Source organism: Chakrabartyella piscis (genome assembly GCA_030067835.1).
In the GTDB taxonomy this organism is placed as follows: domain Bacteria; phylum Bacillota; class Clostridia; order Lachnospirales; family Anaerotignaceae; genus Chakrabartyella; species Chakrabartyella piscis.
On record CP092441.1, the window covers coordinates 1,387,163 to 1,413,235 of the forward strand.

General features: G+C 38.2%; 22 protein-coding genes and 1 other annotated feature. Of the genes, 17 read left to right on the forward strand and 5 right to left on the reverse strand.

Features of this window, described 5'->3' with window-relative positions; all coding sequences use genetic code 11:
- Positions 1 to 28 precede the first annotated feature (28 nt).
- The 3 genes from MJY40_RS06230 to MJY40_RS06240 all read left to right on the forward strand — a co-directional run bounded on the left by MJY40_RS06230 (position 29) and on the right by MJY40_RS06240 (position 3,898).
- Positions 29 to 964 (forward strand): AEC family transporter, encoded by a 936-nt coding sequence (locus tag MJY40_RS06230; RefSeq protein WP_317856129.1) that lies wholly within the window; start codon positions 29 to 31, stop codon positions 962 to 964.
- A gap of 281 nt (positions 965 to 1,245) precedes the next feature.
- Entirely contained in the window at positions 1,246 to 2,925 is a 1,680-nt protein-coding gene (gene ilvD, locus MJY40_RS06235; RefSeq protein WP_317856130.1) for a dihydroxy-acid dehydratase, read from the forward strand.
- Between the two features lie 202 nt (positions 2,926 to 3,127).
- Complete coding sequence (locus tag MJY40_RS06240) at positions 3,128 to 3,898, forward strand: HpcH/HpaI aldolase family protein (protein ID WP_317856131.1); 771 nt, start codon at positions 3,128 to 3,130, stop codon at positions 3,896 to 3,898.
- 467 nt (positions 3,899 to 4,365) lie between these two features.
- On the opposite strand, the gene addB is transcribed toward MJY40_RS06240, so the two are convergent.
- Positions 4,366 to 7,761: a helicase-exonuclease AddAB subunit AddB gene (gene addB / locus MJY40_RS06245; protein WP_317856132.1), complete on the reverse strand. Its 3,396-nt coding sequence runs from the start codon at positions 7,759 to 7,761 to the stop codon at positions 4,366 to 4,368.
- 203 nt (positions 7,762 to 7,964) lie between these two features.
- On the opposite strand from addB, the gene MJY40_RS06250 reads away from it, so the two are divergent.
- Positions 7,965 to 8,378: an FMN-binding protein gene (locus MJY40_RS06250; RefSeq protein ID WP_317856133.1), complete on the forward strand. Its 414-nt coding sequence runs from the start codon at positions 7,965 to 7,967 to the stop codon at positions 8,376 to 8,378.
- A gap of 168 nt (positions 8,379 to 8,546) precedes the next feature.
- Here MJY40_RS06250 and asnB read toward each other — a convergent pair whose 3' ends face one another.
- Positions 8,547 to 10,124 (reverse strand): asparagine synthase B, encoded by a 1,578-nt coding sequence (gene asnB / locus MJY40_RS06255; protein ID WP_317856134.1) that lies wholly within the window; start codon positions 10,122 to 10,124, stop codon positions 8,547 to 8,549.
- A 218-nt stretch (positions 10,125 to 10,342) separates the two neighbouring features.
- Positions 10,343 to 10,584: a binding site (T-box leader), on the reverse strand.
- Positions 10,585 to 11,038: 454 nt separating this feature from the next.
- On the opposite strand from asnB, the gene MJY40_RS06260 reads away from it, so the two are divergent.
- From MJY40_RS06260 to MJY40_RS06295, 8 genes are all read left to right on the forward strand, one after another.
- Complete coding sequence (locus tag MJY40_RS06260; RefSeq protein WP_317856135.1) at positions 11,039 to 13,141, forward strand: glutamine synthetase III family protein; 2,103 nt, start codon at positions 11,039 to 11,041, stop codon at positions 13,139 to 13,141.
- A gap of 374 nt (positions 13,142 to 13,515) precedes the next feature.
- Positions 13,516 to 14,634, forward strand: coding sequence for an ATP phosphoribosyltransferase regulatory subunit (locus tag MJY40_RS06265; RefSeq protein WP_317856136.1), 1,119 nt, complete (start codon positions 13,516 to 13,518; stop codon positions 14,632 to 14,634).
- Entirely contained in the window at positions 14,618 to 15,262 is a 645-nt protein-coding gene (gene hisG, locus MJY40_RS06270) for an ATP phosphoribosyltransferase (RefSeq protein ID WP_317856137.1), read from the forward strand. The genes MJY40_RS06265 and hisG overlap by 17 nt, the downstream gene beginning before the upstream one ends.
- Before the next feature lie 138 nt (positions 15,263 to 15,400).
- On the forward strand, positions 15,401 to 16,684 hold the full coding sequence (gene hisD, locus MJY40_RS06275) for a histidinol dehydrogenase (RefSeq protein WP_317856138.1): 1,284 nt from the start codon (positions 15,401 to 15,403) through the stop codon (positions 16,682 to 16,684).
- Entirely contained in the window at positions 16,681 to 17,757 is a 1,077-nt protein-coding gene (hisC, locus tag MJY40_RS06280) for a histidinol-phosphate transaminase (RefSeq protein ID WP_317856139.1), read from the forward strand. The genes hisD and hisC overlap by 4 nt, the downstream gene beginning before the upstream one ends.
- Entirely contained in the window at positions 17,754 to 18,341 is a 588-nt protein-coding gene (hisB, locus tag MJY40_RS06285; RefSeq protein ID WP_317856140.1) for an imidazoleglycerol-phosphate dehydratase HisB, read from the forward strand. Before hisC ends, hisB begins: the two co-directional genes overlap by 4 nt.
- Positions 18,341 to 18,961, forward strand: a complete 621-nt coding sequence (gene hisH, locus MJY40_RS06290; RefSeq protein ID WP_317856141.1) for an imidazole glycerol phosphate synthase subunit HisH — start codon at positions 18,341 to 18,343, stop codon at positions 18,959 to 18,961. The genes hisB and hisH overlap by 1 nt, the downstream gene beginning before the upstream one ends.
- A 2-nt stretch (positions 18,962 to 18,963) precedes the next feature.
- The gene (locus tag MJY40_RS06295) at positions 18,964 to 19,449 is read left to right on the forward strand and encodes a transposase (RefSeq protein ID WP_317856142.1); all 486 of its coding nucleotides are present in this window, start codon (positions 18,964 to 18,966) and stop codon (positions 19,447 to 19,449) included.
- Between the two features lie 144 nt (positions 19,450 to 19,593).
- Here MJY40_RS06295 and MJY40_RS06300 read toward each other — a convergent pair whose 3' ends face one another.
- Positions 19,594 to 20,772, reverse strand: coding sequence for an IS110 family RNA-guided transposase (locus MJY40_RS06300; protein ID WP_317856143.1), 1,179 nt, complete (start codon positions 20,770 to 20,772; stop codon positions 19,594 to 19,596).
- 263 nt (positions 20,773 to 21,035) lie between these two features.
- On the opposite strand from MJY40_RS06300, the gene hisA reads away from it, so the two are divergent.
- The 5 genes from hisA to MJY40_RS06325 all read left to right on the forward strand — a co-directional run bounded on the left by hisA (position 21,036) and on the right by MJY40_RS06325 (position 25,071).
- Positions 21,036 to 21,755, forward strand: coding sequence for a 1-(5-phosphoribosyl)-5-[(5-phosphoribosylamino)methylideneamino]imidazole-4-carboxamide isomerase (gene hisA, locus MJY40_RS06305; protein ID WP_317856144.1), 720 nt, complete (start codon positions 21,036 to 21,038; stop codon positions 21,753 to 21,755).
- Between the two features lie 2 nt (positions 21,756 to 21,757).
- Positions 21,758 to 22,516 carry an imidazole glycerol phosphate synthase subunit HisF gene (gene hisF, locus MJY40_RS06310; RefSeq protein WP_317856145.1) on the forward strand — a complete coding sequence of 253 codons (759 nt, stop codon included), beginning with the start codon at positions 21,758 to 21,760 and terminating at the stop codon, positions 22,514 to 22,516.
- A gap of 61 nt (positions 22,517 to 22,577) precedes the next feature.
- Complete coding sequence (gene hisIE, locus MJY40_RS06315) at positions 22,578 to 23,303, forward strand: bifunctional phosphoribosyl-AMP cyclohydrolase/phosphoribosyl-ATP diphosphatase HisIE (protein WP_331488235.1); 726 nt, start codon at positions 22,578 to 22,580, stop codon at positions 23,301 to 23,303.
- Positions 23,300 to 24,115 (forward strand): histidinol-phosphatase, encoded by an 816-nt coding sequence (locus MJY40_RS06320; protein ID WP_317856146.1) that lies wholly within the window; start codon positions 23,300 to 23,302, stop codon positions 24,113 to 24,115. The genes hisIE and MJY40_RS06320 overlap by 4 nt, the downstream gene beginning before the upstream one ends.
- Before the next feature lie 59 nt (positions 24,116 to 24,174).
- A complete protein-coding gene (locus MJY40_RS06325; RefSeq protein ID WP_317856147.1) occupies positions 24,175 to 25,071 on the forward strand; it encodes a DMT family transporter in 897 nt (298 codons plus the stop codon).
- Between the two features lie 64 nt (positions 25,072 to 25,135).
- On the opposite strand, the gene MJY40_RS06330 is transcribed toward MJY40_RS06325, so the two are convergent.
- Positions 25,136 to 25,570, reverse strand: a complete 435-nt coding sequence (locus tag MJY40_RS06330; RefSeq protein WP_317856148.1) for an RrF2 family transcriptional regulator — start codon at positions 25,568 to 25,570, stop codon at positions 25,136 to 25,138.
- Positions 25,567 to 26,058, reverse strand: a complete 492-nt coding sequence (locus MJY40_RS06335; RefSeq protein ID WP_317856149.1) for a YbaK/EbsC family protein — start codon at positions 26,056 to 26,058, stop codon at positions 25,567 to 25,569. The genes MJY40_RS06330 and MJY40_RS06335 overlap by 4 nt, the downstream gene beginning before the upstream one ends.
- Positions 26,059 to 26,073: the final 15 nt, after the last annotated feature.

The following is a 26,073-nucleotide window of genomic DNA, read 5'->3' on the forward strand; positions in this document are numbered from 1 at the left end:
AATGAAAAATAGGCAAGGGGAGTATGCTATGGGTGCAGTTCTAACAGTTTTGGATAAGTTGATGATTATGTTCATGTTGCTTGTGACAGGGTATGTTTGTCGCAAAAAGCAAGTGTTGAGCAATGAGTTTATGGATGGTATATCTGGATTTCTAACCAAAATAGTCATTCCATGCTTTATGATCGATGCATTGCAAATTGATTTTACAGCACAATTGTTCCACGATGGAATGGTTGTATTTGTAACTTGTATCATCATGCATTTGATGGGTTTTGTGGTGGGATTGCTGTCTGCAAAAGCATTTTCTTTGTCCAAAAGTGCAAAGGGCATTTGGATTTTCAGTTGTATGTTTGCCAATATCGGCTTTATGGGTGTGCCTGTCATTGCATTGATTTTTGGTGGCAATAGCGTATTCTACTGTGCATTTGCAAGTTTTGCATTCAATATCACAGCCTATACACTTGGTGTTGTAATTTTGAATGGTTGTAGTGAAAAAGAAGATAAGAAAGCAATTGATTTTGCTGGCTTGTTGAAAGCACCCGTCAATTCCATGACCATACTTGGTTTGATTTTATTTGTATTTCGTATCAAACTACCATCTTTCATTGGGGATTCCATGGAAATGGTTGGCAGTATGTTGTCACCTTTGGCAATGATGTATGTGGGTACTGTTTTGGGTAAATTGTCATTCAAAGAAGCAATTACTGAAAAATGGGCTTATGTTTTGAGTGTATTCCGATTGGTGGTTATGCCACTTTTGGCGTATTTGATTTTAAAGCATTTCATCCACGATACATTGATTTTGGGTGTTATTATCATTGGTTTGTCAACACCAGTAGGTGCATTGTGTGCCATCATTGCAGCAGAATACGACGCAGATGTGGAATTGGCTTCTAAGTATATTTTCACAACCACAGTGCTTTGTATTTTCACAATGCCAATGTTCTTCTTATTGTTCTTATAATAATTACATAAAGTAAAAAACGATGGATGACTGTAGCAATGTCATTAAGTTAAGACTTAATGACGACTAATGACTAAGTGTGAAAGGTGAAAGACTAAAAAACCAAGATTAAAATAGTCCTTCACCATTCACTTTTAGCTTTTAGTCGCTATTTAGTTAAGTGTCTTTTTCTTAACTAAATGGCATTGATGACTGTAGGGGTAACCCTATGTGGTTACCCATTGGTTTTGGAATAGAACTATATATCTTTATAAAAAATGACTATTTTAGGGGGTTTTTGAATGTTCCAAAGAAGTCAAGATATCTTGCGTGGGCCTGAATGGGCAAATGTAAGAGCTTTGTACAAAAGTAGTGGATTCACCAGTGGCGAAATGGAAAAACCAATCATTGCAGTGGTCAATGCCTATAATTCTGTATGTCCAGGTCATTTCTTGTTGCGTCAAATTTCTGATCGTGTACGTGAAGGGATTTGTGCAAATGGTGGTATGGCTGTGGAATTTGGCGTCATTGGTGCTTGCGATGGTGTGGCAATGGGTCACAAAGGGATGCGTCATATTTTGCCTGGACGTGAAGTTTTGGCAAATGAAATTGAAACTATGATGGAATCTCATCGTTTGGATGGTATGGTTTTGGTGGGCTCTTGCGATAAAATTGTACCTGGTATGTTGATGGCAGCAGTGCGTCTAAATGTACCAACTGTATTCATCAATGGTGGACCAACTCTACCAGGACGTATGAAAGAAAACAATCCATATGGTGGTGAATACATAGATCATTCCATCATCCAACAATCAGAAGGTGCTTTAAAAGCAGGCATTATCACCCAAGAAGAATTTGATTGGATTGAGGACAATGCAGTGCCAACACCAGGCTCCTGTGCAATGCTTGGAACAGCGAATACCATGTGTTGTTTGGCAGAAGCTATGGGTATGGCTTTGCCAGATGCAGCAGCAATTCCAGCAGTCTATAGCAGACGTTTGGCTATGGCATATGAAACAGGAAAAGCAGTCATGAATTTGGTAGAAAAAGACATCAAACCACGTGATATTCTCACAAAAGAAGCAATTCTCAATGGAGTACAGGTCAATTCTGCAATCGGTGGCTCTACCAATGCAGTTTTGCATTTGTTGGCAATTGCTTATGAAGGTGAAATTGATTTTGATATCTATGAATTTGGCAAATACGCAAAAGGCATTCCCCATTTGGTGCCTATGATTCCAGCTGGTCAATATACGTTGCTTGATTTCTATGAAGCAGGTGGTGTACAAGCCATTATGAAGGAACTTTCTTCTAAATTGGATGTGGAACAAATGACTTGCACAGGCAAAACCATTGCGGAAAACTTGCAATCTGCAAAGAATTACAACAACGATATCATCAGACCATTGGACAATCCAGTACACCATAGAGGTGGCATTGGTATCTTAACAGGCAATTTGGCACCAGATGGTTCTGTCACCAAACCTTCTGCAATTCCAGAAGATGCTTTGTATTTCCAAGGAAAAGCAAAGATTTTTGAAAGTGAAGCAGATGCACTTCGTGGCATTCGTAACCATGAAGTAGAAGCAGGTGAAGTTGTGGTCATTAGAAATGAAGGACCAAAAGGTGGACCTGGTATGCCTGAAATGTACAAAGCTATGAAATTGTTGGTGGGTATGGATTTGGGCAACAAAGTCTGTGTCATTACAGATGGACGTTTCTCAGGTTCCAACAATGGCTGTTTTGTAGGTCATATGTGTCCAGAAGCTGCGGATGATGGCAATATTGCATATTTGGAAGATGGCGATTTGGTTACGGTGGATGTAACTGGAGGAACCATTGATGCAGATGTGGATTTTGCTGCCAGACGTGCAAGTGGATGCAGAGCAAAACAACCAGTGGTCAAAGGATTTTTGTATCAATACAATAAAAATGTACAATCTGCTTCCAAAGGTGCAGTGATTCCAACCAGAGCAGAATAACAAATAGAACCATGTATTACCATTGTGTAGTGCATGGTTTTTATGATGAAATCATGTTGTTTTTATGATATCTTGGCGTGGAAATGTATTGACATCAATCTTGGAGGGGTGTATAGTGAATTTACAGGGTGAAAGAGATTTGAACTACATCAAAACGAAAATATAAGGGTAAAGGATTGTGTTAGGTGGAGGGAAGATTCATATGAGAAATACGTTTAAAGAAAAATTAGAGCAAGGGCAGAAAACAATTGGTACTTTTTTTGAAATGGGTGGTACTTGTGTTGCAGAAGCAGCAGCATATTCCGATTTGGACTATATCATCATTGACAATGAACATGGAAAATATGAAGTAGAAAACATATTAGAGTTGTTTCGAGCAATGGAGATTCATGATGGAACTGCTTTTGTACGTACAAAAGATGCAACCAGAGCATCTGTTTCTAAAATGCTGGACATTGGTGCAAAAGGCTTAGTGGTTCCACAGATTGAAACAGTAGAACAAGTGAAAAAACTTGTAGAATATACCAAATATTACCCACTTGGCAATCGTGGGTTGGCATTTGTGCGTGGAGCTGGTTTTGGATATGCAAAACATGCAAAACAAGATATCAATGGATATTTCAAAGAATGTAATGAAAAAACATTGCTGGTTCCCCAATGTGAAACAAAGGGATGCTTGGAACACATTGAAGAAGTCATGGAAATAGATGGTGTAGATGGTATTTTTGTAGGTCCATTTGATTTGTCTGTAGCAATGGGGATTCCTTTGCAATTCGATAGACCAGAATTCCAAGCAGCATTGGAACGCATTTTGAAAGCAGCAAAAGACGCAGGTAAATTCACTATGATTTTCTGTGCAACTACAGAAGCAGCAAAGAAAAACTTGGCAGATGGCTTTGATAGTGTTGCAGTCAGCATGGATGTCAACCATTATATATCTGCTTTGAACCAAGTGGTTAGCGATTTGAAATAAATATACAGCAATATATAGAGACAGCCCATCCATTGTGGATAGGCTGTTTTTTCTATGAAGGTAAATTGAGAGGGATTCTACCAGAGATTATGCTTATTTTGTGTAGTGGCTGTTTATGACTGGATGTCGGGGACGCCATCCCCTACAAGCATACGCCAACGCACTGTCATTCTGAGGAGAGTTTCGTAGCGACGAAGAATCTTGGTTTTGCGGTCGATTCGTGAATCGCTCCTACATCTGCGTATTTATATTTCGTGGTTATTCATGACGGACACCCACATAGGGGTACCCCTACAGTACATCATATTTATGGTTTTGCTTTTCGTAGGGGCGACCAGTGGTCGCCCGTTCAAAGAACAGAGGTCGATTCGTGAATCGCCCCTACAAGTGTAATGTATTTAAGGTTTTGATTTTTGTAGGGAGCGATGCCCTAATCTCTCCGCAACTACACATTATATAAATATTCCTCAGTTGTCTTCACAGTGGATTTTGTCCCAAAAACCAGCTTTACTGATTTTCTCCAAATTGCGATATGGAATTTGGTCACCTGTTTGGTGTTTGCAAATAGAGCGAAAGCGACAATAAGTGCATGGTGTTTTGGTTCCATTTCGATAAGGTGATGGTGCCATATATCCACTTTTGATATCTGTACCAATTTCAGTTGCTTTTTTGCCTACAAATTCCAAAAGTGATGTAAAATCATCTGCATTTGCCAAGTAAGAAGTGCTAGAAGGTGCTCCTTTTTTGGTGAATCCAACTGGTACAATTTGAGAAGCATTGCCAGCATAATCCTCTAAGAACACATGATCCAAACCTTGGATAACAGCATCGTTTTCCAAAACCAAACCAGACATTTGCATTTTTTTATAAAGCATTTCACCAATTTCTTCGGTTGAAGTGCTTTCGCTTATGGAAACACGAGGGTCTGTGATACGGAAATAGAAAACACCAGCAGGTTGTAATGGTGTTTCTGTTTCTTTGTGGTGTTGTACATAGGCATCCAAATACATCAACAATTGCAATTGCAATCCATAATACACATCTTGGAATTGGAAAGACTTGGAACCAGATTTGTAATCAATGATTTTTACATAACGTTTGCCATTTGTATCCAGAATATCTACACGATCGATTTTTCCAGACAAAATCAATTGACCACCATCAGGCAATTGAAGTTGAATCGGTGGCAAATCCTCTTGGTTTCCAAAACCAACTTCATAACCAATGGGTTTGAAATCACCACTTTGCATATGACGTACCAAAGTCCAAGCAGAACTGGTGGCAATACGCTCCAAACGTTTGATGAGATATTGATTGGAGGAAGATGCCAATAGAATTTCATTGGATAGAGTTGGTGCAACAGTGGCTACAGCATCGTGTACACGGGTTTGTGTGGCATTGTAATCCAATTCTGACCATGACACTTGATCTTGTTGCAACTGCAAGGAGAAGTTCTCCAAAACACTGTGGAAGAGGAGTCCCAAGTCAGGTGCACCCAATTGATACAAACTACGTTCCTTAGCACGCACTCCATATTCCATAAAATAGGAAAATGGGCAGGAGGCAAAACGTTCCAAACGAGAAACACTGGAAAAAATGGTTTTTCCATAGAGTTTTTTTGCGATTTTAGGTGACAAACGCTCTTGTTTGATGTTGGTGACAAATCCTTTTTGCAAAATATCAATTTGTGGATTCCATTTAGGAGAATTTGCAAAGTATCCATATAAATCCATCCAAAATGAATCCAGTGGCAATTCTTGTGTATGTGTACCAATCTTTTGTACCAAATAACGAAATGCTTGCTGTGGCAATGTGGTTTCCAATTGGAATTCTGGTGCAACTTCCATTTGCAATTCAGAATCCATACCCATCAATTTGTGAATCAAAGAAGAAGGCAAAAGTGCTTTTCCTTGGGTATCGCCATTTGCAAATAACAAATACAAACCATGTGATGGCTTTGTCAGACCATAATAAATCAAAAATTGTTCTTCATAAGCCTTTTGTTTGGCAGAAGATGCAAGGGATAAGCCTTTTTGAGACAATAATTCACGTTCTTGTTCTGTAAAAATACCCTGTGCTTGTGCAGGAGCAGGTAAAATACCCTCGTTGACACCAACGACAAATAGGTATTTGATTTCTGGCAAACGAGAACGCTCAATATCGCCAACAAGAACACAATCCAAGGTGGCAGGAATCACACCCATAGTGCATTTGCCAAAACCAGCTTTCAAAATGCCAGATGCTTCCTTCATTTTCATTTTTTCATTTCCTAAAATCCCTTGTGCTTTTTCCAAAACTTCTAGGAAAATAGACCAAATTTGCTTGTGTTCTTCTGCTTTTTCAGGGTGAGCACTTTGACTTGCAAGGTTCATCCAATCTTCCAAGTGCTCAGAAGTGCCAATTTCGGCAAAATGATGGTATAGTGCTTGCAAAAAATCAGAAAGTAAGAAGGATTTCTTTTGCATGGAAATGAGTGGTGCCAGTGGTTCCAAGAAACGTTTCTTCAAGCTGTTGATGAGAAGTAAAGCATCTTCACCTTCTCTTTGCAAACCATATTTCCATTCTTCCATATGCCATTTGTAACCTTTGATGCCATAAGCCAAAACGTAATTTTCCAATAAATCCACTTCTTCCATAGACAGTGGAGATAGCTGTGTTTTCAAATAGGAAAATACACTTTCGTAGGTAAAATCAAACACCAACATATCCAATAACCCTTGGACCATAGTGATAAAAGGATGGTTGGAAATATCCAAACGTTTGTCAATGAAATGTGGAATTTCGTAATGGGATAAGTCACTACGTATGTTTTTTTCATATAAATCAATGTTGTTTGTGACAATTGCAAAATCACGATATCGCAAATTGTTGGCTTTCACTAGATATTGAATCTTTTGTGCGACCATGGCAATTTCTTCTTGTTTTGTGGTACAAGAAATGATGGAAACACCATCTTGTAAAGGGCATTTTTTGTAATATCCTTGGAAATAATATTGCTCCAAATTTTGCAAACCTTCTGTTTTGGAACGCAAATTTTCTTGCAAAAGAATAGGAGAAGCAGTTGCAACACTCAATTCTTCAGCCAATGACAAAAGAGAAGCCTTTGTTTGCATAGATTCAAAAAATGGTGCTGTTGGATGTAAATTTGTAGCAAAATAGCTTTTTTCATCCATAGGTAGTGTAATGGTTACATTTTTGGAACCCATCAAAAGTTGTGCAATGACAGAAACCTCCTGTGGTGTAAACCCATAAAACCCATCCAAATAGAATTCAGTGTCAGCATAATCGAATTTTCTAGCCAAGCCACCAGACAAAAGGTGCAATGTTTCATCATCGGTGATGTAATCTTGGTCTAAAAATTTTGTATATGCTTTGTAAATACAAGATAAGTCATGGATTTTTTCTTGAACACCATGAGGGAGTTGTTCCTTTGACATATATGATTCCAGCTGTTCAGGTGTAATTTCATATTGGAAAAATTCAGTCAAAGTCAAGGAAATCTGTTCTGCAAATCCATGTTTGTCCAATACATGTTGGAAGTAGGAAATATTGTTCTTTTCATCCAACAAAACCTTTTGAATTGCCATAATCTTTCCAATATCACCAAGTGGAGTACCTTTTCCTTGACCATATTTGGAGAAAAACTGATGCGCCAATCTACCAAAACTCAAAACTTCAGCAAATAAAATGGTTTTGTTTGGAGACAAAGAAAGCAAATCACGCTCTGTTTGTGATGTAAATTGTTCTGGAACAATCAAAATTTGCTTGGTATGCATGGATTCCTGTTGTTTTTTGATGATTTCATCCATACAAAGGCGTGTTTTGCCTGTACCAGATCTACCAATGATAAAACGAAGTGCCATAGGAGTACCGCCTTTCTATCGAAATAAATATATTGAAAATCAATCATAGGGTCATGGCTTATTCTGACCATTTGCATGAAAAAATGCATAAATTCACTACATCCATCATACCTGTAACCACCTATTTTATCAAGTGCATTTGCATATATTTTATTCTGTCGCATATAGTGAAAGTAAGGAAAAGACGAGTAGGAGGAAAGGATATGGCAGGTTCAAAATTTATGGTAATCAAACTGAAGGAGCTCATTAGAACTGCAATTTTTGCCATTTTGGGTGTGGTGATTTTGGTTGGTTTGATTTGGTTCTTCTTAGGAATTGGAGACAAGGATACAGCAATGTATCGAGATGGTGTGTACCATACGCAGGTTACACTGGGTGAAGAAAAAGCAATGGTATCTGTGACCATTGAAGAAGGACTCATTGCAGATGTAGCATTGTCAGAATTGACTGAAACAGCAACTGTATTTTATCCCTTGATGGAATCGGCAGCAGAAGAAGTGTGTCGAGAAGTGGTGAAAACACAATCATTGGAAATTTCAGTTTCCAAAGCAAATGCCTATTCAGCACAGGAAGTGTTGCAAGCAGTTGCACAAGGTCTGGAACAAGCAAAAAATTGAATACATATAATATAGTAGAAAATAAGTTGATTATAACTTGTTGTAGGGGAGGATATCATCCTCCCGTTTCTATAAAAAAAGAAGGGACAAGCATCCCTTCAATTGTTTTAATATATATTGTAGGGGCATCCCTGTGTGGATGCCCGAAATGTTACATGTCAATGCAAATTAAATACCGCTATTACCATAGTTGGAAAGTACACGAGCAGAAGGATCGTTTACGTTACAACCTTCCCATTCTTTGTTTGGCATCCAGAAATCACAAACCATTTTGGATTGACCAGCATAGTATTTTTCAAAGATTTCACGGTAGAGCAAGCTTTCTTTTGTGAAAGGTGTTGCGAAATCATACAATTTGATTCTTTCAGCGTATTCAGCGTCTGTGTAAACAGATTCAGCATATTCTTTCAAATCGTCTACCAAAGAGTGACCTACAGCATCACTGAAAGCAGCTTTTTCACGGAACAAGATGTTTTCTGGCAACAAATCACCTTCAAAAGCATGACGAAGCAAATATTTACCCATGTTGTAGCTGTTGCGTTTCATAGATGGGTTGATGGACATAACGTATTTTACAAATGCCAAATCTCCAAAAGGAACACGAGCTTCAATGGAGTTTGCAGAAATACAACGGTCAGCACGCAATACATCATACATATACAATTCGTCTACACGTTTCTTAGATTCTGCTTGGAATGCCTCATCTGTAGGAGCGAAGTCTGTATATTTGTAACCGAACAATTCATCGGAAATTTCTCCAGTCAACAATACACGAACATCAGTGGTTTCATGGATTGCTTTACAAATCAAGTACATACCCATACTAGCACGAATGGTTGTAATGTCATAAGTACCCAAAGTTTGAATAACATAGTCCAAAGCAGCCAAAACATCTTCTTTTGTGATGATGATTTCTGTATGTTCAGATTTGATGTAATCAGCAACTTCTTTAGCGTAATGCAAGTCAATTGCATCTTTCTCCATACCAATTGCAAAGGTTCTGATTGGTTTGTTCATGATTTTGGTAGCAGCAGCACACACAAGGCTACTATCCAAACCACCACTGAGCAAGAAACCAAGTGGAGCATCTGCATCCAATCGTTTTTCAATACCAGCAAGCAACAAGTCTTTGATTTTGCCACATGTGGTTTCCAAATCATCTGTGCTGTATTCAGAAACACTTGTCAAATCACAATATTTTACAAATTCACCATCAGCATAATAATGAGATGGAGGGAAAGGAACCACTTCATCACAAATATCCACCAAGTTTTTGGCTTCACTTGCAAAAGCGATTTCACCATCAGCCATATATCCATAGAACAATGGACGAATACCAATTGGATCACGTGCAGCAATGAATTTATCTTGTTTTGCATCATAAATAATCATTGCAAATTCAGCATCCAACATAGCGAACATATCCAAACCATATTCATAGTACATAGGCAAGATGATTTCGCAGTCAGATTCACTCTTAAAAGTATATTTTTTTGCAAGTTCTTCTTTAATAGGACGGAAGCAGTACAACTCACCGTTACAAACCACAGCATCATCACCATATGTGAAAGGTTGCATACCTTCTGGATGAAGACCCATAATAGCCAAACGATGGAAGAGTAGCATACCTTTGCCAGCATCAATGGTTCTGGACATGTCAGGACCACGAGAAATACTTCTGTTGAAGCTTTCCATCAAAATTTCCATTTCCGCACATTTACTTGTAATACCCATAATTGAACACATAAAAAGCACCTCCGAATGTTAGGGCAATATCGCATGGTTCTAATCGTAAAATTTGAGAAAGTATTTTTTTGTCATAATCGCCAAAAAACGGAGGTGATATCGGGATATCATCAAGTATTTTTGGAGTTTATGACGGAAAAATAAATCACAAAGGTTATGATTCAGAATTGTGCGGTGTTGCCTGAATTATGCAGCTAATTATCCCAATAATATTATAATTATAGGACGAATAAGCTGCCATCCGCGGTGCCACCTAATTTACTGTAAATACAGTCACTTTTCGAATTCAAATAAATTCGTGTCCGATAACGTAGACAGTACGTCTCACCTACTGCTCTATAAAGAGGTTCAGATCGAAGCTAAAAAGTGTTATTCGCTCAAATGCCTGCATAAGGTTCACACTATCCCTTATTCACTGTAGCGGTGTCTTTGAGGTACTTCTCTTTCTCACTGCTTTTTTCATTTGTTCGTATTTTACACTAGGTATAAAAAGATGTCAAATATTTTTTTCGTTGCGTTTTTGTTGTGAAATTGCAGAAAAAAGGGAAATCTGCCAAATTATTTTCATAAATGTAGCAATTGTAGCACTTTATTGCAATACAGTCCTTGGTAAATATAGAGAAGCTGTATAATAATATACACGAAAGGTGGAATTTCAATGTAGAATTTGGTAATATTCATCAAATTTGTGTTCGTGTCAGAAATACATTTGATTTCTTCGTAAAAAAACATGTTGACAGTACATGGATATTGAATCTATAATGACGGTGTAAACAGCAAAGGGGCTGCGATAAGGTTTTTGGGGATTTGTCCGTTTTTATATGAAAAACAGGTCTTCTGAAAACAAAAGGGCAAGTTCCCTTTTTTGGTATAAGTTTTATAAAAGTTGGTTATTTATTGAGGAGGTTGCGGTAATGGTAAAAAACGTTCCAGAATTATTTGGTTCCATGGTATTCAATGAAAGCGTTATGAAAGAAAGATTGCCTAAAGATACATATAAATTGATGTGTCGTGTAATCCAAGAAGGCAAAAGATTGGATAGAGATGTGGCTAATATCGTTGCAAATGCAATGAAAGATTGGGCACTTGAAAAAGGCGCAACACACTTCACACATTGGTTCCAACCAATGACAGGTATTACAGCTGAAAAACACGATAGCTTTATCGCACCAACTGCTGATGGTCATGTTATCATGGAATTCTCTGGCAAAGAGTTGATCCAAGGTGAACCGGATGCATCCAGCTTCCCTAATGGTGGTTTGAGAGCTACATTTGAAGCAAGAGGCTATACAGCTTGGGATCCAACCTCCTTCGCATTCATCAAAGGTGGTACATTGTGTATTCCTACAGCATTCTACTCCTATGGTGGTCAAGCGCTTGATAAAAAAACACCTTTGCTTCGTTCTATGGAAGCAATCAACAAACAAGCAGTAAGAGTATTGCGTTTGTTGGGTGATACAGAAACTAAGAGAATCAACGTAACAGTTGGTCCAGAACAAGAATACTTCTTGATTGATAAAGAAGTATATAGAGAAAGAAAAGATTTGATCTACTGTGGTAGAACATTGTTCGGTGCAAAACCTCCAAAAGGTCAAGAACTTGACGATCACTACTTCGGTACCATCAAACCTCGTGTAAAAGCATTCATGACTGATTTGGATGAAGAACTTTGGAAAATGGGTATCCTTTCCAAAACAGAACACAATGAAGTTGCTCCAGCACAACACGAAATGGCGCCAATCTTTACATCTGTAAACATCTCTTGTGACCATAACCAACTCACAATGGAATTGATGAAAAAAGTTGCTGACAAACACGGTATGGTTTGTTTGTTGCATGAAAAACCATTTGCAGGCGTAAATGGTAGTGGTAAACATGACAACTGGTCTATGTCCACAGACAAAGACTCCAATCTTTTGGAACCAGGCGAATCTCCAGTGGAAAACACAAGATTCTTGCTCTTCTTGACAGCTTTGATCAAAGCAGTTGATGATTACCAAGATATGCTTCGTATTTCTGTTGCATCTGCTGGCAATGATCACCGTTTGGGTGCAAATGAAGCTCCTCCAGCAATCATGTCCATGTTCGTTGGTGAAGAATTGCAAGCAGTTCTTGACAGTATCGAAAGTGGCGTAGAATATGCTGGTAAAGATAGAGAATTGATGAAAGTTGGCGTTCATGTATTGCCACGTTTCTTCAGAGATACAACAGACAGAAACAGAACTTCACCATTTGCTTTCACAGGAAACAAATTTGAATTCCGTATGCTTGGTAGTGCATTGTCTATCGCTTGCCCTAACTTCATTTTGAACACAATTGTTGCAGAATCCTTGTCTCAATTTGCAGATGAATTGGAAGGTGCAACTGATATGGAAGCAGCAATCAATGCTTTGATCAGACGTACTGTAATCGAACACAAACGTATTATCTTCAATGGTAACAACTATTCTGATGAATGGGTTGTGGAAGCTGAAAGCCGTGGTTTGTTGAACCTCAAAACAACAATTGATGCTTTGCCTTGTTACTTGGCAGACAAAAACGTTGCTACATTCACAAAACACAAAGTTTTGACAGCAGAAGAAATGCACTCCAGATATGAAATCTTGATGGAAAACTATGTGAAATGTGTTCACATTGAAGCATTGACAATGCTCAATATGGCTAAGAAAAGCATTTTGCCAGCAGTCAGCAAATATGTAAAAGGTTTGGCTGAAACTGTTGCAGCAAAACGTGCTGTATCTACAGCAATTGATTGTTCTGTAGAAGAAAAATTGGTTGCAAAACTTTCTGGTCTTTGTGCTGATTTCTATGTGAAAATTGACGCTTTGGAAGCTGCTTTGGTTATGGCAGAAGAAAAAGCAGTAGTTGGCATCTTGGATGAAGGTCAATGCTACCAAGCAGTTGTTTTGGCAGCAATGAACGAATTGCGTGAAATCGCTGACGTAATGGAAGAAGAAGTAGATGAAAAAGCATGGCCATTCCCTACATATGGCAGATTGTTGTTCAGCGTACTTTAATTTTAAATCATATAAATCAAAAGAGATGTACTCCATTTTGGGGTACATCTTTTAGATTATGAAGAAAGTGTATACAGAATATTATATTGGTGATTTGCATACTGAAATTTTTTATTCATTTGTAGATAATGGGCTTACGAGACACTTGTAGGGGCAGATTCCATATCTGCCCGTTTGTTTAGGTATATATTTTTTTGATGGTCTAGGTGTACTTTCTCAGGAGTACATCTTTTTTTCTATGATGGAAATTGTGATTTTGTATAAAAATAAATGCAATATACATAAAAAATATGCATAGTCACGAACTTTAATAATCTACTTGACTAAAGCGTTTGAATCGTATAAGATAGGAGTATCAAATATGGAGGTGTCTTATGACAATATCAAAAATGCTATTCAAAAAAGAAGAAGAAGTGATATTTAGCCTGCGTGCTATTTTTGAACAATATGGATACAAAAAATTCAAAATGAGTAAGTTTGAAGAATATGATTTTTATGCAGCAAATAGAAGCTTTTTGGGCAGTGAACATATCTTAACCTTCAACGGTATGGATGGAAAACTGTTGGCTTTGAAACCAGACGTTACTTTGTCCATTGTCAAACATGCAAAGGGTAGCACTGCTCCAGTGCAAAAGGTATATTACAACGAAAATGTATATCGTGGCAAAAAAGGTGCTGGTGAATATAAGGAAATCATGCAAGTTGGTTTGGAATATATCGGTGAAGTGGATGCATATGCAACTTTGGAAGTGTTGCAATTGGCACAAAAAAGTCTTGAAGCCATCAGTGAATCCTACATTATGGACATTTCCCATATGGGATTTGTGACAGGTCTTTTGGAAGATTTGGAGTTGGATTATCAAGACAAAGAACAAGTTTTGCGTATGGTGGCAGATAAAAATACCCATGAAATCACAAGAATTTGTGAACAAAAAGGTGTTTGTGCTGAAGAAATCAAACGTATTGTGGATGCAACTGCCTTGTATGGCGATTTGAAATCTGTATTGCCAAAAGCAAAAGCTCTTTGCAAAAACAAACGTATGGAAGATGCTATGGATGAGTTGGATGCCATCGGTAGCTTCCTAAAATCCAGTGGAGCAGAACAAAGCGTAAATTTGGACTTTTCTGTGGTCAACGATATGGATTATTACAATGGGATTGTGTTCCAAGGCTTTGTCAAAGGTGTACCATCTAGCATTTTGTTGGGTGGTAGATATGACAATTTGGTGCATAAATTGGGCAAAGATACCGATGCAATTGGTTTTGCTTTGTACCTAGATTTGTTGGAAAATTTGGACACACAAAAAGAAGAATATGATGTGGATATCTTGCTTTTGTATGATGAAACCACAGATTTGACAGCACTTATGAATGGGGTGCAAATGCTCACAAGCAATGGTCAAAGTGTGCGTGTACAAAAAGAAGATACTGGCGAATTGAAATACAAACAACTCCTCTGCATCAAAGATAGGGGGCTTGAAATCATTGGATAAGTGGATCAATATTGCACTCCCAAAGGGTCGTTTGGGTGAAAAGGCATATCAAATATTTGAAAGCATTGGCTATGGTTGCCCTTCTATCAAGGAAAACAACCGTAAACTGATTTTTGAAAATGAAGAAAATGGTGTACGCTATTTCTGGGTGAAACCTTCAGATGTTGCAATCTATGTAGAACGTGGCGCAGCAGATGTTGGCGTTGTGGGTAAAGATATTTTACTAGAACAAGATTCTGATGTATATGAGCTTTTGGATCTTGGCATGGGTAAATGTCGTATGGCAGTTGCTGGCGAAAAAGGTGGCAGACCTGATGCAGATAAAACCCTTAGGGTTGCAACGAAATTCCCCAATATTGCAAGAGAATTTTATCGCAAACAAAGTATAGATATCGAAATCATTGAGCTACATGGTTCCATTGAAATTGCACCTATTCTTGGCATGAGCGATGTCATTGTGGATATCGTAGAAACAGGAACCACACTCTTGGAAAACAACTTGGAACCATGGGAAGATATTGTGCCCATCAGTGCAAGATTCATTGCCAATAAAGCAAGCTATAAGTTCATGAATGCACCCATCCAAGAAATGTGTGCTAAAATTGAAGAAATCATCAAAAATAAATAATATTCTTCTTCATACCTCCTCAGAATGACTGATGTGTGTGTCATTCAGAACGTAGTGAAGAATCTTAAAAATACCGAATTATTGTATGAAATTTTGTAGGGGCGTACCTGTGGTCGCCCGTTATATACGAGGTGTACTATGATCAAACAATATACATACGAAACAATCTCCATAGAAGAAATCTTCGCCAGAGAAGAGGATACAACAGATGTTTCTTTGGTGGTTTCAGAAATCATCTTGGATATTCGTAAAAATGGAGATACAGCTTTGAAAGCATATGGCAAGAAATTTGATGGTGCAGATTTGGAAGACTTGGAAGTTTCCGAGGAAGAATGGGATGCAGCTTATGAGAGGGTGGATGCAGAATTTATCGCAATCCTAGAAGAAGCGGCAGACCATATCAAAGGCTATCATCAGAACCAAATTCGTACAGATTTCAAATATGAACCACGAGAAGGCGTTGTTCTTGGTCAAAAAATCATGGCATTGGACAGAGTTGGGATTTATGTACCTGGTGGTACAGCAAGCTATCCTTCTAGTGTACTGATGAATGGTGTTCCAGCCAAATTGGCAGGTGTCAAAGAAGTCATTATGGTCACACCAGCAAAGGGTGGCAAACTCAATGATGATGTGTTGGCAGCAGCTAAAATTGCAGGTGTGGATCGCATTTTCAAAATGGGTGGTGCACAGGCGGTTGCAGCATTGGCATATGGCACAGAATCTGTTTCTAAAGTAGATAAAATCGTTGGTCCTGGCAATGCATTTGTTGCTGAGGCAAAACGTCAAGTATATGGAAAAGTGGCAATTGATATGATTGCTGGTCCTAGTGAAATTTTGGTCATTGCAGATGGTGCTTCAGACCCTGTGGTTGTGGCAGCAGATATGCTTTCCCAAGCAGAACATGACAAAATGGCAAGTGCTGTTTTGGTGACAGAAAGCAAAGAATTGGCAGATGCAGTTTCTTTGGAATTGGAACGTCAAATTCCACTTCTTCCTAGAGAAGAAATTGCCAGATCATCCATTGATGACAATGGGAAAATCATTATAGTTGCAAGCATTGCAGAAGCCATTGCAGTTTCCAATGAAATTGCACCAGAACACTTGGAAGTTTGCGTAGACAATCCATTTGACTACTTGGACGATATCAAACATGCAGGTTCTATCTTCTTAGGTAGAAATGCACCAGAAGCATTGGGCGATTATTTCGCAGGAACAAATCATACCTTGCCAACCAGTGGTACAGCACGTTTTTCAAATCCATTATCCGTGGATGATTTCATCAAAAAATCTTCTTATACTTACTATACAGAAGAAGCTTTGGCAAAAGAAGCAGATAAAATTAATGTATTTGCAAATCGTGAAGGCTTGCAAGCACATGGCAATTCAGCAATTGTCAGAGGTGAAAGGGGAATATCCAAATGAGTCGATTTTTAAGTGAACGTTTTGCAGGATTGGAAGCCTATACACCAGGCGAACAACCCAAAGATCAACAATATATCAAACTGAATACAAACGAATCTCCATATCCACCATCACCAGAGGTGTTTCAGCGTGTTTCAGCAGCAGAAGTGGAGAAACTGAACCTATATCCTGATCCAGAAGGTAAGATTCTAAAAGAAAAATTAGCAGGACTTTATGATGTGGAAGCAAAAAATATCTTCCTATCCAATGGTTCTGATGATATCATCAACTTTGCATTTATGGCATTTTGCGATGCGAACCATGGTGTTATGTATCCATCCATCAGCTATGGTTTCTATCCTGTGTATTCTGATTTGTATCGTGTACCAACAGTGACAGTGCCTCTAAACGCTGATTTCTCCATCAACCACAAAGACTATTGTGGAGTGGATAAAATGGTGGTCATTGCCAATCCAAATGCACCTACAGGTATGGAAATTTCCTTGGAACAAATCAGAGAAATTCTTGCATCCAATCCAAATCAATTGGTTTTGATTGACGAAGCATATGTGGACTTTGGTGGTACATCTGCTGTGGAATTGGTGAAAGAATATGATAATCTTTTGGTATCCATGACCTTCTCAAAATCACGTTCTTTGGCAGGTGCAAGACTTGGATTTGCCATTGCTTCAGAAGGAATTATTGAAGATTTGGAGAAAATCAAATTCTCAACCAATCCATATAACATCAATCGTTTGACATTGGTTGCTGGTGAAGCATCTGTGGATAGCGATGCGTATTACAAAGAAAATGCAAAGAAAATCATTGCCACAAGAGAAAGAACCGTTGCGGAACTTACCAAAATGGACTTTACAGTATTGGATTCCAAAGCAAACTTCATTTTTGTGACACACAAAAGTGTTGGCGGTAATGTGTTCTACACAAAACTCAAAGAAAAAGGTCTTTTGGTACGTTATTTCAACAAACCTTTGATTGACCAATATATGCGTGTCACCATTGGCACAGATGTACAAATGGACGCATTCCTAGAAAAAGTAGCAGAAATTATTGTAGAAGAGGATGGTGCGAAATGAGAAGTCAAACCATAGAAAGAAATACATTGGAAACAAAAATCAATCTTTCCTTGAACCTAGATGGCACAGGTGCCAGCGATATTGCAACAGGCTGTGGCTTCCTTGATCATATGCTTGTTTTATTTGCAAAACACGGTCGTTTTGACTTGACAGTACATTGTGATGGAGATACCTATGTGGATGACCATCATACAGTAGAAGATATTGGCATTGCACTTGGACAAGCTATGAAGGATGCTCTTGGCGATTGTAGAGGCATTGTGCGTTATGGCAATATGATTTTGCCTATGGATGAAACCTTGATTTTGTCAGCTGTGGATATTTCTGGACGTGGTATGCTTGTCTATCACTTGGATATCCCCACAGAAAAGGTTGGTACATTTGATACAGAATTGGTGGAAGAATTCTTCATTGCTTTTGCAAGAAATGCAAATATTACTTTGCACATCAAACAATTGGATGGCAAAAATGCACATCATATCATAGAAGGTGCATTCAAATCTGTGGCAAGAAGTTTGGGACAAGCAACAGCCATAGATGAAGCCTATAAAAATGAAATTCCATCCACAAAAGGAGTGTTGTAATGATAGCGATAGTCGATTATGGAGTGGGAAACTTGTTTTCCTTGCAAAGCTCTTTGCAATTTATTGGAATAGATGTTGTGGTGACAAAGGATGCAAAAGTCTTGGAAGAATGCGATAAAATCATACTTCCAGGTGTTGGTGCATTTTCTGATGCCATGAAAAAATTTAGAGAAAGTGGTTTGGATGAAGTGATTTTGTCTGAATGTAAAAAAGGCAAACCATTATTGGGTATTTGCTTGGGCATGCAAATGCTCTTTGAACGCAGCATGGAATATGGAGAACATAAAGGTCTTGGTTTGATTCAAGGTAGCGTAGACCCAATTGCACCTATGATTACAGAAGGTTTGAAAGTACCTCATATCGGTTGGAATGCTTTGGTTTTCCCAAAAGATAAAGAAATCAGCAAGCTCTATACCTATGTGAAGGAAGGTGATTGCGTGTATTATGTACATTCCTTTGCGGCAACAGGCTGTGAAGTGGATTTGACAGCACAGGCAGAATATGGTGGACTTTTGACAGGCTCTGTGGAACGTAAAAACGTATATGGAACACAATTCCACCCAGAAAAAAGTGGAGAAGTGGGTCTGAATATTTTGAAAGCATTTTGTGAATTGGCATAAATATGGAATATCCAAAACGAAAACCAAATCGGTTGCAAAATTACGATTATAGCGAAAATGGAGCATATTTCATCACGATTTGCACCCAAAACAAACAATGCCTATTTGGCGATGTAGGGGTGGATTCTATATCCACCCGAATGATTGCTAACATTTGGGAACAAACAATGTTGGACTATCAAAATGTGTATTGTGATAAGTATGTAGTAATGCCAAATCATTTTCATGCAATTTTATGTATCAAACGGGCAGATATGGAATCTGCCCCTACAATATCAGATGTACTTCAGAATTTCAAACGCCATACAACTGTGGAATACATAAGATTGGTGAAACAAGGCTTGGTGATGTCTTTTGACAAAAAGCTTTGGCAACGTTCCTATCATGACCACATCATTCGCAATCGGAAGGAATACCTGAAAATCTGGCAATATATAGATACAAATCCCCTTGAGTGGGAGTTGGATTGTTATTACAAAGGGGATTAGTATATCCTTATTTGAAAGACTAACTATATGAAGTCAATAGAAAAATGATAAAAAGTTAGATAAACTTACAAAAGTCAGTTGATTAGAAAAAAGGCATAGCAAACAGAGCAACCATTAGTTGCTCGAAAAAACAAATACAAAAAACTAGTGTTGAGGAATATAGGAACAATTATTCTTTAACAAAGAATGAATCAGTCTAACAAGCTTCTTGCCAGCGTGGCTAATAGCAACATAATAATGCTTACCCTGTGACTGTTTGTGGTTAAGATAGTTTTTAAAAGAAACATCACGCATAGCAACAAGGCGAACAGCTTGCAAAATAGCCCAACGCAAATAAGTGGACCCACGCTTTACCATAGGAGTATTAGAAGCATTAAATTTACCTGATTGATAGGTAGAAGGTTCCATACCGGCAAAAGCTAAAAGCTTAGCAGGATTGGAAAAACGATGGATATCACCAATTTCGGCTAAGATGATAGCACCCAAAGTAAAAGAGATACCAGGGATAGACATAATAGGTGAATCGATTTCTTGCATAACAAGTTTAATCTGAGCATCCAAAGCATCAATTTCAGACTGAACAGACTGAACTAATCGAATAGTTTGTTGCAATTCAAAACAAATAGATCTGCTTGAAGAACCAATAGAATTGGAAGCAACACTTTTAAATGCAATAGCTTTCTCTTTTCCATATTTACCTTTTGAAGCCTTAGAAAGCAGGTTCGTAAGCTTAGTAAGGTGGCAATTAGAGATGTCGACAGGAGAAGGTAATTCTGAAAGCACTGCATAAGAAGAAACCTGATGAATAGACCACACTAAGGTCGGTAGTTCAGGGAAGACAATATCAATTAATCTAGTTATAGATATTTTTAAGCGTGAGCGATAACCAACCATACGATAACGATGTCTAGTTAGTGACTTTAGCTCAGAAATTTGGTATGATACTGGTGAATAGGATTTTGAATCATCAGTAAAAAGCATAGCAGCAATCACTCTAGCATCTGTCTTGTCCGTTTTGGTCTTTCTGAGCGTGTGGGCTTTACGAAAAAGATTAGTAGATAAAGGATTCAAGGTAGTGACTTGAAAACCTTTAGCAAGTAGAAAGTTAGTGATATTAGTGCTGTAATGCCCTGTTGATTCAAGTCCTATTTTTACGTTAGAAATATCTTTAGAGTCTAAGGCTGAATAGATAGATTCAACTAAAGAATCAAAGCCTAGTTTTGAATTTTCAATGCGTAAAGAATCATTGTGAAGAACACCATCAGAATCAATAATACAACAATCATGTTTGCTTTTAGCAACATCAATACCTACAAATAACATAGAAAACAACTCCTTTAAATTTATTTGATACTACGTTCCACGAACTCTATGTTAAATGTATCCTTGCTCTATATAAAACGTCTATGCGTTATCTAACTAATCAACAATTAAACATAGAGCCATGGTTAGAGCCTTTACGAACCAGTCAGCTAAGCTGCTGTAGGAGAAATCACTAATCCATAGCATCTATTTAAATTATAGTAAATAAAAAATCAAATGAAAACTTAGAATTTACTATGTTTTCATTATACAAGGAGAATCAAATGAACTTATTTCCAGCAATAGATGTAATCGAAGGCTGTGCAGTTCGCTTAATCAAAGGGGACTATGCACAAAAAACAATATATAGCACGAATCCTGTGGAAGTGGCAAAGGGATTCCACAAAGCAGGTGCAACATACCTCCATGTAGTGGATTTGGAAGGTGCTAAAAGTGGGGATACACCAAACTTAGAAACCATTCGTAAAATCGTAGCAGAAAGTGGTTTGCTTGTGGAAGTGGGTGGTGGCATTCGTTCAGAAGAAGTCATCAAACGCTATTTGGATGCAGGTGTGTTTCGTGTGATTTTGGGTACAGCAGCAGTCAGTGACCCTGTATTCTTGCAAGAAATGATTGATAAATATGGAGATAAAATTGCAGTTGGTGTAGATGTGAAAGATGGTTTTGTTGCCATCAAAGGTTGGACAGAATTGTCACAGGAAAGCTGTTTCGATTTCTGTCAAAAAGTCCAAAACATGGGTGTCAAAACCATTATTTGTACCGATATTTCCAAAGATGGTCTTTTGGCTGGCACCAACTTGGAACTCTACAAAGAATTGTCTGAAAAATTCTCTGTAGACATCGTAGCATCTGGTGGTGTTACAACCATTGATGATGTAAAAACATTGGCTGAAATGAACCTCTATGGTGCAATCCTTGGAAAAGCACTTTACACAGGGAATATCGACTTGGCAGAAGCGGTTGCGTTGACAAAGGAGGCATAAATATGATTACAAAACGAATCATACCTTGTTTGGATGTGCGTGATGGTAGAGTGGTCAAAGGTATCAATTTTGAAGGCTTATCTGACGTTTCTTCACCTGTTTCCTTGGGAAAATATTATAGCGACAATGGTGCAGATGAATTGGTGTTTTATGATATTACAGCATCAGCAGAAGGACGTGGATTGTTCACAGATATCTTAAAAGAAGTTGCAAGTACCATTTTCATTCCACTGACGGTTGGTGGTGGCATCAATACCTTGGATGATTTTGATCGTGTACTCAAATGTGGTGCAGATAAGGTCAGTGTCAATTCTGGAGCCATTAGAAATCCAGAACTGATCCGTGAAGCAGCACAGAAATATGGTGACCAATGTGTGGTTTTGTCTGTGGATGTGAAGCGTGTAGATGGTAAATTCACAGTGTTTGCCAAAGGTGGACGTGAAAACACTGGCATGGATGCGCTTGAATGGATCAAAAAATGTGTAGACCTTGGTGCTGGTGAAGTGGTGGTCAATAGCATTGATACCGATGGCGTCAAAGAAGGCTTTGATTTGGAAATGCTAGAAGCGGTTTGCAATATTGTTTCTGTGCCTGTCATTGCATCTGGTGGTGCTGGTGGCGTAGAAGATTTCATCACTTTGTTCCATAGTTTACCAAAAGTAGATGCAGGATTGGCAGCTTCCATCTTCCATTTTGGAGAAGTTGCAATTCCAGATTTGAAAGCAAAACTAGCAGAAGAAAACATCATTATGCGAAGATAAAGCGGGCGCTTCGTGAAACGCCCCTACAAAGCGTGGGTAATGAACAATTGTAGGGTGCGCATTGTATGCGTACCGCAACCATAATACATATATCGTAGGGGAGGATATCATCCTCCAGCAAAAAAAGGAGCTTACCATGATACAAATAGAAAATTTGAAATTCGATGAAAAAGGCTTGATTCCGACAATCGTTGTGGACTGCAAAACAAAACAAGTTTTGACTTTAGCATACATGAACAAAGAAAGTCTTGCAATCAGTATGGAAGAAAAAAGAACTTGTTTCTGGTCACGTTCCAGACAAGAACTTTGGAGAAAAGGCGAAACATCTGGCAATGTACAACATATCGTTTCCATTACAGCAGACTGTGATGGGGATGCTTTGACTGTGGAAGTAGATAAAGTAGGACCAGCATGTCATTTGGGTGAAGAATCTTGTTTCCACAACAAAATCTTTCAAAATGATGCAAAACCAGACTTCTCCATGGATGGTTTGATGGACTTGATTTCTGGTAGAAAAACAGACAAACAAGAAGGTTCCTATACTACATATTTGTTTGACAAAGGCTTGGATAAAATCCTTAAAAAAGTGGGCGAAGAATGCACAGAAGTTATCATCGCATCCAAATCCGATGACAAACAAGAAACCATCTATGAAGTGGCAGACCTTGCATACCATGTAATGGTTATGATGGTGGAAATGGGTATTTCATTGAACGATATTCGTGATGAATTGGCATCTCGTCATGTCATTGATCACAAAGTAAAACAGGAGAAGATGACAAAATGATTCCAAAAGCGAATTTTCATACACACACCACATTTTGTGATGGCAAAGAATCTGTAGAAGCAATGGTTTTGGCTGCAATCGATAAGGGATTTACTGCCCTTGGATTCAGTGGACATTCCTATACAGACTTTGACTTGGATTTTTGTATGCAAAAAGAAGGGATTTCTGACTATCTCAAAGAAGTGGAAGCCATGAAAGACAAATACAAAGATCAAATCACAATTTATGCTGGTGTGGAACAAGATATTTTTGCAGGAAACGTACCAGAAGACTTTGCATATTCCATAGGTTCTGTCCATTACATTCAAAAAGATGGACAGTATCTTTGTGTGGATTGGTCAGAAGAAATTTCTGTAAATCATATCCAAAATCACTTTGCAGGTGATGCATATGCTTTTGCAGAAGCCTATTTTGCAACTGTGGCAAGTGTTTTGGAAGTAACAGGAGCTGATATCATAGGTCATTTTGACTTGGTGGCGAAATTCAATGAACATCAGGCTTTATTTGATACAACTCATCCAAGGTATAAGAAAGCAGCCTGTGATGCCATTAATGCACTTTTGCCATATGGTAAGCCATTTGAAATCAATACAGGAGCCATTTATCGTGGACTTCGTACAGAACCATATCCATCTATAGATTTATTGGAAGAAATATACAAAAAAGGTGGCAATATTTTATTGTCCAGCGATAGCCATAATGGTGATTCCATTGGATTTTACTTTGCTGAAGTGGTGGAGATGGTGAAACAAATTGGATTTACACATGCTTTGGTTTGGTCACCAGAAGGTTTTGTTGCAATAGAATTGTAAATAGATGGGTATACAAAAGAGGAGTGTGTAGAAGAAAAGCTGCATAGAGGGGTAAAAAAATGAATCAAGAAAAAGTAAAGGGTTTACTTGCATGTATACTTGCAGTCAGCATTTGGGGTGGAGTGTTTGCCATCAAAGGATATTTGGTGAACTATTTATCGGCATTCCAAATCAATTTTTTCAATGCGTTGATTACAGTAACGATATATGGATTGATTTGCTTGGTACAAAAGACCAGTTTGAAGGTTTCGCTACCAATGGCAAAGAGAATGCTCATTGCAGGCATTGTAGGCATCATGGGTTCCAGACTGACATGTGATACAGGAATCAAGCTGGTGGGAAGCGTTACAGCATCTGTATTTGTGTCTGTCATTCCAGTTATGTGTGTGATTTATGACATGGTGTTTTATAAGAAAAAGATGAACAAAAGAACCATAGTGGGTGCTTTGGTATCCATTTTGGGTGTTTACATCATTGTATCATCAGGAGAAGCACAAAGCTTTAGCATAGTGGGAATGGGAAGCCTATTTTTATCTAATTTGGCTTGGATTTTCTATAGCTATATTTGTGCAGATGCAAGCAAATTGCCAAAAAGTCGCATTGTAATGCTGTTTTATCAGTTCTTAGGCAGTTTGATGGTATTGTCAACCATTGTGTTTACAGTAGATCCTATTCCAACACAAGCGTTTACGAATGTGGGTGTAGTAGCAGGTATACTATTCTTAGGGGTATTCAATGGTGTGATAGCATATATCTGTTTTGCATATGCAACAAAGGTATTGGGTGTCATCACAACAAATGGAATCAATAATTGTATTCCCATTATGACAATGATATTCAGTGTGTTATTCTTTGGCGCCAGTGTTTCGGGAATGCAAGCATTTGGCGTACTATTGACAGTTGGAGCAATTACAGTTGTTGCAATTTCACAAATGGAGAAGATACCCAAATCATAAAAGAAAGTCAACATAAAGAAAACCACCAAAGCATGTATATCTGCAATGGTGGTTATTTTTATCATCAATCATCTAAAAATTCATCAGGATGTTTTTCGTAATATTCTGTTGCCATATCTGCCAAAGTTGTGTTGTCTACAACTTCATGGATTGCATCTTTGATGCGACCCCATAAGGATAAAGAAACACACAAATCGGCATGTGGACAATCGTAGCTGTCTACACAATCTACAGGAGACAAAGTACCTTCCAAAATCTCCAAAACTTCACCAACAGTAATGTCTTTTGGAGAACGTGCCAACTTGTATCCACCTTGTGCACCACGATAGCTTTTAACAATACCACTTTTGGTCAAAGGACCAATGATTTGTTCTAAGTATTTTTCGGAAATGTTTTGTTCTCTTGCAATTGTTTTCAAAGAAGTGGTGCCTTTTTCATAGTTGAATACCAAACAAAGCAACATACGAATACCGTATCTGCCTTTTGTAGAAATTTTCATACATTTGCCTCCTCTACATCTTCCCATCCCTTACAAATATCAATCCATTCAATACACTGTCCATAATGGAATAATTCATCACAAGTGAGCTCTATAGCAGAATTACTGCTTCCAGCTGCTGGAAATACAGTATCAAAACGTTTCATAGAAATGTCCGCATATGCCTTGGTTTCTTTAGGCAAAGCAAAAGGACAAACACCGCCAATTGCGTGATTGGTGGCTTCTAAGGTTTCTTCAGGAGTCAGCATTTTTGCTTTGGTTCCAAAAGTGGATTTGAACTTTTTGTTGTCTATTTTGGTATCCCCTGCTACAGCCACCACAATAGGACCATCTTTTGACATCAAACAAAGTGTTTTTGTAATACGTGCAGGAATTACACCAGCGGCTTCTGCTGCCAATTCCACAGTAGCACTTGAAGTTTCAAATTCAATAATTTCTTTTGGGCAATTCACTAATTTTAAGTACGCCCGCACCAACTCTATTGCCATCCCATAAAACCCCTT

Excerpts from the sequence above, each read along its gene's own strand:
- MJY40_RS06325 (WP_317856147.1), top strand. The coding sequence starts at position 24,175 with ATGAATCAAGAAAAAGTAAAGGGTTTACTTGCATGTATACTTGCAGTC.
- MJY40_RS06240 (WP_317856131.1), top strand. The coding sequence starts at position 3,128 with ATGAGAAATACGTTTAAAGAAAAATTAGAGCAAGGGCAGAAAACAATT.
- hisA (WP_317856144.1), top strand. The coding sequence starts at position 21,036 with ATGAACTTATTTCCAGCAATAGATGTAATCGAAGGCTGTGCAGTTCGC.
- MJY40_RS06265 (WP_317856136.1), top strand. The coding sequence starts at position 13,516 with ATGACAATATCAAAAATGCTATTCAAAAAAGAAGAAGAAGTGATATTT.
- hisH (WP_317856141.1), top strand. The coding sequence starts at position 18,341 with ATGATAGCGATAGTCGATTATGGAGTGGGAAACTTGTTTTCCTTGCAA.
- asnB (WP_317856134.1), bottom strand. The coding sequence starts at position 10,124 with ATGTGTTCAATTATGGGTATTACAAGTAAATGTGCGGAAATGGAAATT.
- MJY40_RS06330 (WP_317856148.1), bottom strand. The coding sequence starts at position 25,570 with ATGAAAATTTCTACAAAAGGCAGATACGGTATTCGTATGTTGCTTTGT.
- hisF (WP_317856145.1), top strand. The coding sequence starts at position 21,758 with ATGATTACAAAACGAATCATACCTTGTTTGGATGTGCGTGATGGTAGA.
- hisC (WP_317856139.1), top strand. The coding sequence starts at position 16,681 with ATGAGTCGATTTTTAAGTGAACGTTTTGCAGGATTGGAAGCCTATACA.
- hisD (WP_317856138.1), top strand. The coding sequence starts at position 15,401 with ATGATCAAACAATATACATACGAAACAATCTCCATAGAAGAAATCTTC.
- MJY40_RS06295 (WP_317856142.1), top strand. The coding sequence starts at position 18,964 with ATGGAATATCCAAAACGAAAACCAAATCGGTTGCAAAATTACGATTAT.
- MJY40_RS06260 (WP_317856135.1), top strand. The coding sequence starts at position 11,039 with ATGGTAAAAAACGTTCCAGAATTATTTGGTTCCATGGTATTCAATGAA.
- ilvD (WP_317856130.1), top strand. The coding sequence starts at position 1,246 with ATGTTCCAAAGAAGTCAAGATATCTTGCGTGGGCCTGAATGGGCAAAT.
- MJY40_RS06335 (WP_317856149.1), bottom strand. The coding sequence starts at position 26,058 with ATGGCAATAGAGTTGGTGCGGGCGTACTTAAAATTAGTGAATTGCCCA.
- MJY40_RS06250 (WP_317856133.1), top strand. The coding sequence starts at position 7,965 with ATGGCAGGTTCAAAATTTATGGTAATCAAACTGAAGGAGCTCATTAGA.
- MJY40_RS06230 (WP_317856129.1), top strand. The coding sequence starts at position 29 with ATGGGTGCAGTTCTAACAGTTTTGGATAAGTTGATGATTATGTTCATG.
- hisB (WP_317856140.1), top strand. The coding sequence starts at position 17,754 with ATGAGAAGTCAAACCATAGAAAGAAATACATTGGAAACAAAAATCAAT.
- addB (WP_317856132.1), bottom strand. The coding sequence starts at position 7,761 with ATGGCACTTCGTTTTATCATTGGTAGATCTGGTACAGGCAAAACACGC.
- MJY40_RS06300 (WP_317856143.1), bottom strand. The coding sequence starts at position 20,772 with ATGTTATTTGTAGGTATTGATGTTGCTAAAAGCAAACATGATTGTTGT.
- MJY40_RS06320 (WP_317856146.1), top strand. The coding sequence starts at position 23,300 with ATGATTCCAAAAGCGAATTTTCATACACACACCACATTTTGTGATGGC.